This window comes from Klebsiella sp. 54 (assembly GCF_018223875.1).
GTDB lineage: Bacteria > Pseudomonadota > Gammaproteobacteria > Enterobacterales > Enterobacteriaceae > Klebsiella > Klebsiella quasipneumoniae.
The window spans coordinates 1-12,880 of the sequence record NZ_JAGRRA010000018.1 but is presented as its reverse complement, the minus strand read 5'-3'; the positions used below and the strand labels follow the sequence as shown (position 1 = coordinate 12,880).

At 53.5% G+C, this 12,880-nt stretch carries 8 protein-coding genes and 1 pseudogene; all 9 read right to left on the bottom strand.

Annotated features, from left to right (window positions below; genetic code table 11):
* Positions 1–167: 167 nt before the first annotated feature.
* The gene (gene rpoC, locus KHQ24_RS23835; RefSeq protein WP_004206757.1) at positions 168–4,391 is read right to left on the bottom strand and encodes a DNA-directed RNA polymerase subunit beta'; all 4,224 of its coding nucleotides are present in this window, start codon (positions 4,389–4,391) and stop codon (positions 168–170) included.
* Positions 4,392–4,467: 76 nt separating this feature from the next.
* Positions 4,468–8,496: a DNA-directed RNA polymerase subunit beta gene (rpoB, locus tag KHQ24_RS23830; RefSeq protein WP_004206758.1), complete on the bottom strand. Its 4,029-nt coding sequence runs from the start codon at positions 8,494–8,496 to the stop codon at positions 4,468–4,470.
* A gap of 324 nt (positions 8,497–8,820) precedes the next feature.
* Positions 8,821–9,186 (bottom strand): 50S ribosomal protein L7/L12, encoded by a 366-nt coding sequence (rplL, locus tag KHQ24_RS23825; RefSeq protein WP_002884142.1) that lies wholly within the window; start codon positions 9,184–9,186, stop codon positions 8,821–8,823.
* Between the two features lie 66 nt (positions 9,187–9,252).
* The gene (gene rplJ, locus KHQ24_RS23820) at positions 9,253–9,750 is read right to left on the bottom strand and encodes a 50S ribosomal protein L10 (protein ID WP_001207203.1); all 498 of its coding nucleotides are present in this window, start codon (positions 9,748–9,750) and stop codon (positions 9,253–9,255) included.
* 289 nt (positions 9,751–10,039) lie between these two features.
* Entirely contained in the window at positions 10,040–10,744 is a 705-nt protein-coding gene (gene rplA, locus KHQ24_RS23815) for a 50S ribosomal protein L1 (RefSeq protein ID WP_002884036.1), read from the bottom strand.
* A gap of 3 nt (positions 10,745–10,747) precedes the next feature.
* Complete coding sequence (gene rplK, locus KHQ24_RS23810; protein WP_002884034.1) at positions 10,748–11,176, bottom strand: 50S ribosomal protein L11; 429 nt, start codon at positions 11,174–11,176, stop codon at positions 10,748–10,750.
* Positions 11,177–11,332: 156 nt separating this feature from the next.
* Positions 11,333–11,878 carry a transcription termination/antitermination protein NusG gene (nusG, locus tag KHQ24_RS23805; RefSeq protein WP_001287521.1) on the bottom strand — a complete coding sequence of 182 codons (546 nt, stop codon included), beginning with the start codon at positions 11,876–11,878 and terminating at the stop codon, positions 11,333–11,335.
* 1 nt (position 11,879) lies between these two features.
* Complete coding sequence (gene secE / locus KHQ24_RS23800) at positions 11,880–12,263, bottom strand: preprotein translocase subunit SecE (RefSeq protein ID WP_002883772.1); 384 nt, start codon at positions 12,261–12,263, stop codon at positions 11,880–11,882.
* A 336-nt stretch (positions 12,264–12,599) separates the two neighbouring features.
* Positions 12,600–12,880: pseudogene (gene tuf / locus KHQ24_RS23795) on the bottom strand (elongation factor Tu); the annotation flags it as partial.

Sequence of the window (12,880 nt, the reverse complement as noted above, 5' to 3'; positions counted from 1 at the left end):
AAAGGTTTTTTGAGGTGATAGATTAATGGATATTTTGTATGAATTAATTGCTAAAAAATTGCAGCCTGGATATGGCGTAAATGTAATTAAAGACGGGTACCGCGGAGAACAGGCAATAAAAAAGCCGGTCAGGAAACCTGACCGGCTTTTCAGCAGTACATCAACGATTAATCGTTGTCAGAACCGCCCAGACCTGCGTTCAGCAGCTCTGCCAGGTTGGCAGATGCTTCTTCCACGCTCACCTGCGGTGCCGCCGGCAGTTCGCCAGCAGCGCGACGGCGCATACGATCCTGGTGGTACGCATAACCGGTACCGGCCGGGATCAGACGACCCACGATGACGTTCTCTTTCAGACCGCGCAGTTCGTCGCGTTTGCCCGCAACGGCTGCTTCGGTCAGCACGCGAGTGGTCTCCTGGAACGATGCAGCGGAGATGAAGGACTCGGTGGCCAGAGACGCTTTGGTGATACCCAGCAGATCGCGGGAGAACGTTGCGCCCACTTTGCCGTTCGCTTCCAGTTCGCGGTTCGCGATCTTGACGCGGGAGTATTCCACCTGCTCGCCTTCGAGGAAGTCGGAGCTGCCTGCGCTTTCGATGGTGGCTTTACGCAGCATCTGACGAACGATAACTTCGATGTGTTTATCGTTAATCTTAACGCCCTGCAGACGGTATACGTCCTGTACTTCGTTAACAATGTAACGGGTCACAGCATGTACGCCACGCAGACGCAGAATGTCGTGCGGCGCTTCCGGACCGTCGGAAACCACGTCACCACGTTCTACACGTTCACCTTCGAACACGTTGAGCTGACGCCATTTCGGAATCATCTCTTCGTACGGTTCGCTACCGTCTACCGGGGTGATAACCAGGCGACGTTTCCCTTTGGTTTCTTTACCGAAGGAAATGATACCGCTGATTTCAGCCAGGATTGCCGGCTCTTTCGGACGACGTGCTTCGAACAGGTCCGCAACGCGCGGCAGACCACCGGTGATGTCCTTGGTACCGCCGGATTCCTGCGGAATACGCGCCAGGGTGTCACCAGAGCTGATCTGTACGCCATCTTCCAGCTGAACAATCGCTTTACCCGGCAGGAAGTACTGAGCAGGCATATCGGTACCTGGGATCAGAACGTCGTTGCCCTGAGCATCAACGATTTTCAGCGCCGGACGCAGATCTTTACCACCTGCGGTACGTTCTGCAGAGTCCAGAACCACCAGCGAAGACAGACCGGTCAGCTCGTCGGTCTGACGAGTAATGGTCTGGCCGTCGATCATGTCAGTGAAGCGGATGAAACCACTCACTTCGGTGATAACAGGCATGGTGTGCGGATCCCAGTTTGCGACGGTTTCACCGCCGGCAACCTGCTCACCGTCGCCTTTCGCCATAACCGCACCGTAAGGCACTTTATAGCTCTCTTTGGTACGGCCGAATTCGTCGATCAGTTTCAGCTCGGTGTTACGGGAAGTGATAACCAGTTTACCGCTGGAGTTCACAACCGACTTCGCGTTGCTGAGCTTGATGCTACCTTTGTTTTTCACCTGGATGCTGGATTCAGCAGCCGCACGAGATGCCGCACCACCGATGTGGAACGTACGCATCGTCAGCTGTGTACCCGGCTCACCGATGGACTGTGCCGCGATAACGCCGATAGCCTCACCTTTGTTGATGATGTGGCCACGCGCCAGGTCACGACCATAGCAGTGCGCACATACACCAAAGTCGGTGTCACAGGATACAACGGAACGCACTTTCACGGAGTCAACGGAGTTCGCTTCCAGCAGGTCACACCAGTGCTCGTGCAGCAGCGTGTTGCGTGGAACCAGAATATCCGCGGTACCCGGCTTCAGCACGTCTTCCGCAGTCACACGACCCAGTACGCGATCGCGCAGCGGCTCTTTAACGTCGCCACCTTCGATAACCGGCGTCATGGTGATGCCTTCCAGGGTGCCGCAGTCGTCTTCAGTGACGACCAGGTCCTGGGCAACGTCGACCAGACGACGAGTCAGGTAACCGGAGTTCGCTGTTTTCAGTGCGGTATCCGCCAGACCTTTACGCGCACCGTGCGTGGAGATGAAGTACTGGAGTACGTTCAGACCTTCACGGAAGTTCGCGGTGATCGGCGTTTCGATGATGGAGCCATCCGGCTTCGCCATCAGACCACGCATACCGGCCAGCTGACGAATCTGTGCAGCAGAACCACGCGCACCGGAGTCGGCCATCATGTAGATGCTGTTGAAGGAAACCTGCTGCTCTTCCTGACCGTCACGGTTAATCACGGTTTCGGTTTGCAGGTTATCCATCATCGCTTTGGATACACGATCGTTCGCCGCAGCCCAGATATCGATAACTTTGTTGTAGCGTTCGCCCGCGGTCACCAGACCGGACTGGAACTGTTCCTGAATCTCAGCAACTTCCGCTTCCGCTTCGCTGATGATTTCGTATTTTTTCTCCGGGATGACCATGTCATCGATACCAACGGATGCACCTGAACGCGCTGCGTAAGCAAAGCCGGTGTACATCGTCTGGTCCGCGAAAATAACGGTCGGTTTCAGGCCCAGAATACGGTAACAGGTGTTCAGCATCTTGGAGATCGCTTTCTTACCGAGCGCCTGGTTCACGATAGAGAACGGCAGGCCTTTCGGTACGATCATCCACAGAATGGCACGGCCAATGGTCGTGTCTTTCAGGCTGGTTTTCGCGACAAACTCACCATTGTCGTCTTTTTCGTATTCAGTGATACGCACTTTAACGCGCGCATGCAGAGAGGCCAGGCCGGCGCGATAAATACGCTCAGCTTCTTTCGGGCCAGTCAGCACCATGCCTTCGCCTTTGGCGTTAACACTGTCACGGGTCATGTAGTACAGACCCAGTACAACGTCCTGAGACGGAACGATGATTGGTTCGCCGTTCGCCGGGGACAGGATGTTGTTGGTAGACATCATCAGCGCACGCGCTTCCAGCTGGGCTTCCAGCGTCAGCGGTACGTGAACAGCCATCTGGTCACCATCGAAGTCGGCGTTGTATGCCGCACAAACCAGCGGGTGAAGCTGGATGGCTTTACCTTCGATCAGAACCGGTTCGAATGCCTGAATACCCAGACGGTGCAGGGTCGGCGCACGGTTCAGCAGAACCGGGTGTTCGCGGATCACTTCGTCCAGGATATCCCAAACGACAGCTTCTTCGCGCTCAACCATCTTCTTAGCGGCTTTGATGGTGGTGGCCAGGCCACGCAGTTCCAGCTTGCCGTAGATGAACGGTTTGAACAGCTCCAGCGCCATTTTCTTCGGCAGACCGCACTGATGCAGACGCAGGTATGGACCTACGGTGATAACAGAACGACCGGAGTAGTCAACGCGCTTACCGAGCAGGTTCTGACGGAAACGACCCTGTTTACCTTTGATCATATCGGCCAAAGATTTCAGAGGACGTTTGTTAGAACCGGTGATCGCACGACCGCGACGACCGTTGTCCAGCAGGGCATCTACCGCTTCCTGCAGCATACGTTTTTCGTTGCGTACGATGATGTCCGGCGCAGCCAGATCCAGCAGACGTTTCAGACGGTTGTTACGGTTGATCACGCGACGATACAGATCGTTGAGGTCAGACGTCGCGAAACGACCGCCATCCAGCGGAACCAGCGGACGCAGATCTGGCGGCAGTACCGGCAGAACGGTCAGGATCATCCACTCCGGCTTGTTGCCAGACTGTACGAAGGCTTCCAGCAGCTTAATGCGCTTGGTCAGCTTTTTACGCTTGGTTTCGGAGTTGGTTTCGTTCAGCTCTTCACGCAGCTGCTCGCACTCCTGCTCCAGATCCATATTGCGCAGCAGCGCCTGGATCGCTTCCGCACCCATCTTCGCGTCGAATTCGTCACCGAACTCTTCCAGCGCGTCCAGGTACTGTTCTTCCGTCAGAATCTGGTTGCGTTCGAGGTTGGTCATGCCACCTTCGATAACCACATAGGATTCAAAGTACAGTACACGTTCGATATCGCGCAGCGGCATATCCAGCAGCAGGCCGATACGGGACGGCAGAGATTTCAGGAACCAGATGTGCGCAGTCGGACATGCCAGCTCGATGTGGCCCATGCGCTCACGACGCACTTTAGTCTGGGTCACTTCAACGCCGCACTTCTCACAGATCACACCGCGGTGTTTCAGGCGCTTGTACTTACCGCACAGGCACTCATAGTCTTTTACCGGCCCAAAGATACGGGCGCAGAAAAGGCCGTCACGCTCAGGTTTGAACGTACGGTAGTTAATGGTTTCCGGCTTTTTAACTTCACCGAAAGACCATGAACGGATCATGTCTGGCGAAGCCAGAGCAATTTTGATCGCATCAAACTCTTCGGTTTTAGTTTGCGCTTTCAGAAACTTTAATAAGTCTTTCACGGATTTGCTCCCGTCGGAGTTAGCACATTCCGCTGCCGGGCGTTAACCCGGCAGCAGTGACCTGTTTGAGCGAGAATTACTCGTCTTCCAGTTCGATGTTGATGCCCAGCGAGCGAATTTCTTTCAACAGTACGTTGAAGGATTCCGGCATGCCCGGTTCCATCTGGTGATTGCCGTCCACGATGTTTTTATACATCTTAGTACGACCGTTCACGTCATCAGACTTAACGGTGAGCATTTCCTGCAGGGTGTAAGCTGCGCCGTATGCTTCCAGCGCCCACACTTCCATCTCACCGAAGCGCTGACCACCGAACTGCGCCTTACCACCCAGCGGCTGCTGAGTAACCAGGCTGTAAGAACCGGTGGAACGCGCGTGCATTTTGTCGTCGACCAGGTGGTTCAGTTTCAGCATGTACATGTAACCCACGGTTACCGGACGCTCGAACTGCTCACCGGTGCGGCCGTCGAACAGGGTGATCTGACCGGAAGTCGGCAGGTCGCCCAGCTGCAGCAGCGCTTTAATTTCCGCTTCTTTCGCACCGTCGAACACCGGCGTTGCGATCGGCATACCTTTACGCAGGTTTTCAGCCAGACGCAGAACTTCTTCATCGCTGAAGGTATTCAGGTCAACTTTCTGACGAACGTCAGCGCCCAGATCGTAGGCACGCTGGATGAACTCGCGCAGTTTCGCGACTTCCTGCTGCTGTTTCAGCATGGCGTTGATCTTATCGCCGATGCCTTTCGCAGCCATACCCAGGTGAGTTTCCAGGATCTGACCGATGTTCATACGAGACGGTACGCCCAGCGGGTTGAGGACGATATCTACCGGCGTACCGTTAGCATCGTGCGGCATATCTTCGATCGGGTTGATCTTAGAGATAACACCCTTGTTACCGTGACGACCCGCCATCTTGTCACCAGGCTGGATACGGCGTTTAACGGCCAGGTATACCTTAACAATCTTCAGCACGCCCGGTGCCAGATCGTCGCCTTGGGTGATTTTGCGGCGTTTCGCTTCGAGTTTTTTCTCGAACTCGTGTTTCAGTTCGTCGTACTGCTCAGCCAGCTGTTCCAGCTGATTTTGTTTCTCTTCGTCGGTCAGGCCCAGTTCCAGCCAGCGATCGCGCGGCAGTTTGTCGAGCTTCTCAGCTTCAACGCCACCGGAGACCAGCACCGCGTAGATACGACTGAACAGACCGGCTTCGAGGATCTGCAGTTCTTCAGACAGGTCTTTTTTGGCCTGCTTCAGCTGCATCTCTTCGATTTCCAGCGCACGTTTGTCTTTTTCTACGCCGTCACGGGTAAAGACCTGAACGTCGATAACGGTACCAGAGACACCGTTCGGTACGCGCAGAGAAGAGTCTTTAACGTCAGACGCTTTCTCACCGAAGATCGCACGCAGCAGTTTCTCTTCCGGCGTCAGCTGGGTTTCACCTTTCGGCGTAACCTTACCAACCAGAATGTCGCCGCCGGTCACTTCCGCACCGATATAAACGATACCGGACTCATCCAGTTTGGAGAGCGCAGCTTCACCCACGTTCGGGATGTCAGCGGTGATCTCTTCCGGCCCCAGCTTGGTGTCACGGGACACGCACGCCAGTTCCTGAATGTGGATAGTGGTGAAACGGTCTTCCTGGACAACACGCTCGGAAACGAGGATGGAGTCTTCGAAGTTGTAGCCGTTCCACGGCATGAACGCTACGCGCATGTTCTGACCCAGCGCCAGCTCACCGAGGTCGGTGGACGGGCCGTCGGCCAGCACGTCGCCGCGCTCAATAGGTTCGCCCAGGGACACGCAAGGCATCTGGTTGATGCAGGTGTTCTGGTTAGAACGGGTGTACTTAGTCAGGTTATAGATGTCGATACCTGCTTCGCCCGGGTACATCTCGTCTTCGTTAACTTTGATAACGATACGGGAAGCATCCACGTACTGAACGGTACCGCCACGTTTAGCCACCGCAGTAACACCGGAGTCGACGGCCACAGCACGTTCCATACCGGTACCAACCAGCGGCTTATCAGCGCGCAGAGTCGGAACGGCCTGACGTTGCATGTTTGCACCCATCAATGCACGGTTGGCGTCATCGTGTTCCAGGAACGGGATCAGGGACGCACCGACGGATACCACCTGCTGGGTGGATACGTCCATGTAGTCAACCTGGTCACGGCTGAACAAGCTGGATTCGCCTTTGCTACGGCAGGTCACCAGGTCTTCTACGAAGTGGCCGTTTTCATCCAGGTTGGAGTTCGCCTGAGCGATAACGTAGTTGCCTTCTTCGATAGCAGACAGGTAGTGAATTTCGTCAGTAACCACACCGTCGGTCACTTTACGATACGGCGTCTCAAGGAAGCCATATTCGTTGGTCTGCGCGTACACGGACAGAGAGTTGATCAGACCGATGTTCGGACCTTCAGGCGTTTCGATTGGACATACGCGACCATAGTGAGTCGGGTGTACGTCTCGAACTTCGAAGCCTGCGCGCTCACGGGTCAGACCGCCTGGGCCGAGTGCGGAGATACGACGTTTGTGCGTGATCTCAGACAGCGGGTTGTTCTGGTCCATAAACTGAGACAGCTGGCTGGAACCAAAGAACTCTTTCACTGCTGCGGAAATCGGCTTGGCGTTGATCATATCCTGAGGCATCAGGGTATCCAGATCGCCCAGAGACAGACGCTCTTTCACCGCACGCTCTACACGTACCAGGCCAACGCGGAACTGGTTCTCCGCCATTTCGCCAACGGAACGGATACGACGGTTACCGAGGTGGTCGATATCGTCCACTTCGCCTTTACCGTTACGGATATCGATGAGCTTCTTCATCACTTCAATGATGTCGTCTTTGCTCAGGATACCGGAACCTTCAATTTCGTCGCGCAGCAGAGAACGGTTGAACTTCATACGACCCACCGCGGACAGATCGTAGCGGTCTTCGGAGAAGAACAGGTTCTCAAACAGGCTTTCTGCGGCTTCACGAGTCGGCGGCTCGCCAGGGCGCATCATGCGGTAGATTTCTACCAGCGCGCTCAGACGATCGTTAGTCGGGTCGACGCGTACCGTTTCAGAGATGTATGGACCGTGGTCCAGATCGTTAGTGAACAGCGTTTCGATGCGCTTGTGGCCAGACTGGCTCAGCTTAGCCAGCAGATCCAGGCTCAGCTCCATGTTCGCCGGGCAGATCAGTTCGCCAGTCGCTTCATCGATATAGTCTTTAGCCGCCACTTTGCCAGCGATATATTCAACCGGCACTTCGATATGCTTGATATCGTCTTTTTCCAGCTGACGGATATGACGAGCCGTGATGCGACGGCCTTTCTCAACGTACACTTTGCCGTTGGCTTCGATATCGAAGGAGGCGGTTTCGCCGCGCAGACGCTCCGGAATCAGCTCCATCTGCAGCTTGTTGTCGCGAATTTCAAAGACCACTTTTTCGAAGAACAGGTCAAGGATCTGCTCAGTGGTGTAATTCAGCGCGCGCAGGATGATGGTAGCCGGCAGCTTACGACGACGGTCGATACGAACGAACAGGTTGTCTTTCGGGTCGAATTCGAAGTCCAGCCAGGAACCACGGTAAGGGATGATGCGTGCGTTATACAGAACCTTACCGGATGAGTGAGTCTTACCTTTGTCACTGTCAAAGAAGACGCCCGGGCTACGGTGCAGCTGAGAAACGATAACACGCTCGGTACCGTTGATGACAAAGGTACCGTTGTCGGTCATGAGCGGGATTTCGCCCATGTAGACTTCTTGTTCTTTAATGTCTTTGACGGTGCCTTCCGGCGCTTCGCGCTCGTAGATCACCAGACGCAGTTTTACGCGCAGCGGTGCAGAGTAAGTCACGCCACGGATCTGACATTCTTTAACGTCAAAAACCGGTTCGCCCAGACGGTAGCTGACGTATTGCAGCTCGGAATTACCGCTGTAGCTCTGAATTGGGAATACGGAACGGAAAGCAGCTTCCAGACCATACTGCCCTTCAGGATCTTGCTCGATAAACTTCTGGAACGAGTCAAGCTGGATAGAAAGGAGATATGGCACATCCAGAACTTGTGGACGTTTACCAAAATCCTTACGAATACGTTTTTTCTCGGTATAGGAGTAAACCATAGGGTTCCTCAGCTCGCTGACAAGTCGACCCATCTGCCCGCAGAGGGCAGTTTTTTATGCAACACTATTTTGTTGACCGGAAAATGGAACACTTTCCGCAATGCCTGTTGCTATCACGCTTAAACCATTTCATTGCGATTTACACAGCCCAGGAACCCTAACCTGTCGCAGTATATTAAGTCGTCGATAGAAACAAGCATTGAGAGGCAAACCAGTAGTCAAACAGCGTGAAACGCTACTGGCGCCTTACAGCGCAAAAAGGCTGGTGACCAAAAAGTCACCAGCCTCAGCCTGATTTCTCAGGCTGCAACCGGAAGGGTTGGCTTATTTAACTTCAACTTCAGCGCCAGCTTCTTCCAGAGATTTTTTCAGAGCTTCAGCGTCGTCTTTGCTGATGCCTTCTTTCAGTGCAGCCGGAGCAGATTCTACCAGGTCTTTAGCTTCTTTCAGACCCAGGCCAGTCGCGCCACGTACTGCTTTGATAACAGCAACTTTGTTAGCGCCAGCAGCTTTCAGAATTACGTCGAATTCAGTTTTTTCTTCAGCAGCTTCAACCGGGCCAGCAGCTACAGCTACAGCAGCAGCAGCGGAAACACCGAATTTTTCTTCCATTGCAGAGATCAGCTCAACAACGTCCATTACGGACATAGCGGATACTGCTTCAATGATTTGATCTTTAGTGATAGACATTTAAATTGTTCCTGAATATCAGAATAAGTTTATACGTAAGCGAATGCTTTAAAAAGATAACTGCGATTAAGCAGCTTCTTTCGCATCGCGTACAGCAGCCAGAGTACGAACCAGTTTGCCAGCCGAAGCTTCTTTCATGGTTGCCATCAGGCGTGCAATTGCTTCTTCGTAGGTCGGCAGAGTTGCCAGGCGGTCGATCTGCGACGCCGGGATCAGCTCACCTTCAAAGGCAGCGGCTTTGACCTCAAATTTTGCATTCGCTTTCGCGAACTCTTTGAACAGACGAGCAGCAGCGCCCGGGTGTTCCATAGAGTATGCAATCAGGGTCGGACCAACAAACGTGTCTTTCAGGCACTCGAACTGAGTACCTTCTACGACGCGGCGCAGCAGGGTGTTACGAACAACACGCATGTATACGCCAGCTTCACGACCTGCTTTACGCAGTTCAGTCATTTTATCTACAGTTACGCCACGGGAATCCGCAACTACTGCAGACAGCGCGCCTTTGGCTACTTCGCTGACTTCAGCAACAATCGCTTGTTTGTCTTGAAGATTTAAAGCCATTAGCTTTGCTCCTGGATGTTTGCCAGAGCCTATGCTCTGGAACTCACTTCACTCAATTCAACGAAAAGAGCGTCTAAATACGGTGAGCAGAAACAAGCCAGAATATCCAAAAATAATCTTAGCGTTCTGTCACCGTCTACGCAGGGCATTAAGTTTCTTGCGAAACACCTGCGGTCTTCGACGGAGGTCTGGATAGGCCAGACTCCAACGAACAATTCGGTTACCTGCTAACCTTAGTTAGCAAACGTGGGCGAAGATTGTAGACAAAATCACCGCCCACGTAAAGGCATTAGTTTGCAGAAGCGTTCAGGCCAGCCTGATCTACTGCAACACCTGCACCCATGGTGGTGGAGATGCTAACTTTCTTGATGTACACGCCTTTCGCCTGAGTCGGTTTTGCTTTTTTCAGCGCAACCAGCAGAGCTTCCAGGTTTTCTTTCAGTTTGTCAGCGTCAAAGTCCACTTTACCGATGGTGGTGTGGATGATGCCGTTTTTGTCGTTACGGTAACGAACCTGACCTGCTTTCGCGTTTTTAACCGCTTCAGCAACGTTCGGAGTTACGGTACCCACTTTCGGGTTCGGCATCAGGCCACGCGGACCCAGAACCTGGCCCAGCTGGCCAACAACGCGCATTGCATCTGGAGAAGCAATAACAACGTCAAAGTTCATTTCGCCTTTTTTGATCTGCTCAGCCAGATCTTCCATACCTACCAGCTCAGCGCCTGCAGCTTTAGCAGCTTCAGCGTTTGCGCCCTGGGTAAATACGGCTACGCGAACGGAACGGCCAGTACCGTGCGGCAGTACAGTTGCGCCACGGACGTTCTGGTCAGATTTACGAGCGTCGATGCCGAGGTTAACGGCAACGTCTACGCTTTCGGTAAATTTAGCGGTGGCCAGCTCTTTCAGCAGAGCGATGGCTTCGTTGATGTCGTACTGTTTAGTTGCATCAACTTTCTCACGGATCACGCGCATGCGCTTGGTCAGTTTAGCCATTTCTTAGTCCTCCACTACCAGGCCCATGGAACGTGCAGTACCTTCGATGGAGCGAGTCATCGCTTCAATGTCGGCACCAGTCATGTCGGCAGCTTTGGTCTGCGCGATTTCCTGCAGCTGAGCGCGGGAGATTTTACCCACTTTATCTTTGTTCGGCTTACCGGAACCAGACTTGATGCCTGCAGCTTTCTTCAGCAGAACAGCAGCCGGCGGAGTCTTGGTAACAAAGGTAAAGGAACGGTCAGCGTAAACGGTGATAACAACCGGGATCGGCAGACCTTTCTCCAGGGAATCAGTTTTGGCGTTGAACGCTTTGCAGAATTCCATGATGTTCACGCCCTGCTGACCCAGTGCTGGGCCGACCGGCGGGCTCGGGTTCGCCATACCAGCTGCAACCTGCAGCTTGACGTAGGCTTGGACTTTCTTAGCCATTCTTAAATCCTCAAATTGGGTATTAACGCTTCAGAGAAGCTCCCCGTGATTAAACATCGTTTTACGGGCCGGGCCCATAAAAACAAAAGGCGCGAAATTGTATGCCAATTTCGCGCCCTATGCAACGATTAAATCGCTGCTTTTTTGATCGCCGGCTTACGCCTTCTCAACCTGGCTGAAGTCCAGTTCTACCGGAGTCGCACGACCGAAGATAGAAACGGAAACTTTCAGGCGGGACTTCTCATAGTCCACTTCTTCAACCACACCGTTAAAGTCAGCGAACGGACCGTCGTTAACGCGAACCATTTCGCCCGGTTCAAACAGCGTTTTCGGACGCGGCTTATCGCCAACCTGCTGCAGACGATTCATGATGGCGTCGACTTCTTTGTCGCTGATCGGCGCCGGACGGTCAGAGGTACCGCCGATGAAGCCCATCACGCGCGGCACGCTGCGCACCAGGTGCCAGCTTGCGTCGTTCATGACCATCTGGACCAGAACGTAGCCTGGGAAGAATTTACGTTCGCTTTTGCGACGCTGGCCGCCACGGATCTCAACCACTTCTTCGGTCGGGACCATGACTTCGCCAAATAACTCTTCCATGTTGTGTAATTTGATATGTTCACGCAGCGACGTGGCTACGCGACCTTCAAAACCGGAAAACGCCTGAACGACGTACCAGCGCTTTTTAGGAGCTTCAGACATCTCAGAACCTCAGGCCAGTGATAAAGGAGACCAGGCGAACCAGAATACCATCCAGTCCCCACAGGATCAGTGACATTACTGCAGTCACAGCAGCAACAATCAGCGTAGTATGCAGCGTTTCCTGGCGAGTCGGCCAAATCACTTTACGAACTTCGGTTCTCGCTTCGCGAGCAAAAGCAACGGTCGCCTTACCTTTCGTCGTCAACAGCGCGACGCCACCGGCAGCAGCAATAAGAATAACCACGGCCAGCGCACGCACCGCCAGCATAATGTCGCGATAAAGGAAGTTGCCCACGATCGCCACGATCAGCAGCACGGCAACGATAATCCACTTCATCGCTTCCAGGCCGCGCCCGCTCCCTTGAGCTTCGGTATTCGCACTCATAAACCAACCTGTCAGAAGTATTCTACAAACAATTTCACCCCGCGGGGGCGAGGCGATCCAAACCGAAATTAAGTTTCGGATTATACACTTAACTATTCAAATTGCTTCAACGCTGACGGTTCTGTCGCCCCTGCCCTGCTAACGCAAAGGAGGATGCTGATTGCCGTCGCACTATCGCTCGAATGGTTTGGTGTATAAACGCCCTCTTCAGAGCCTGTCTCAGCAATGATTATGACAAATAAAATCACTGATGAGCCAGGTTCTGGTGTGAAAGCGTGCAAAAAGGGCATCAAATGATGCCCTTTTATTGCGCATTGCGTCAAATGTTATCAGCGATTAGCCGAGAACTTTAGCAACCACGCCCGCGCCAACGGTACGACCGCCTTCACGGATTGCGAAACGCAGACCATCGTCCATCGCGATCGGGTGGATCAGGGTAACAACCATTTTGATGTTGTCGCCCGGCATTACCATCTCTACGCCTTCCGGCAGTTCGATGGTGCCAGTCACGTCAGTTGTACGGAAGTAGAACTGCGGACGGTAGCCTTTGAAGAACGGAGTATGACGGCCGCCTTCGTCTTTGGACAGAATGTACACTTCAGATTCGAACTTGGTGT

Excerpts from the sequence above, each read along its gene's own strand:
- rplJ (WP_001207203.1), bottom strand. The coding sequence starts at position 9,750 with ATGGCTTTAAATCTTCAAGACAAACAAGCGATTGTTGCTGAAGTCAGC.
- rplA (WP_002884036.1), bottom strand. The coding sequence starts at position 10,744 with ATGGCTAAACTGACCAAGCGCATGCGCGTGATCCGTGAGAAAGTTGAT.
- rplK (WP_002884034.1), bottom strand. The coding sequence starts at position 11,176 with ATGGCTAAGAAAGTCCAAGCCTACGTCAAGCTGCAGGTTGCAGCTGGT.
- rpoB (WP_004206758.1), bottom strand. The coding sequence starts at position 8,496 with ATGGTTTACTCCTATACCGAGAAAAAACGTATTCGTAAGGATTTTGGT.
- nusG (WP_001287521.1), bottom strand. The coding sequence starts at position 11,878 with ATGTCTGAAGCTCCTAAAAAGCGCTGGTACGTCGTTCAGGCGTTTTCC.
- rplL (WP_002884142.1), bottom strand. The coding sequence starts at position 9,186 with ATGTCTATCACTAAAGATCAAATCATTGAAGCAGTATCCGCTATGTCC.
- secE (WP_002883772.1), bottom strand. The coding sequence starts at position 12,263 with ATGAGTGCGAATACCGAAGCTCAAGGGAGCGGGCGCGGCCTGGAAGCG.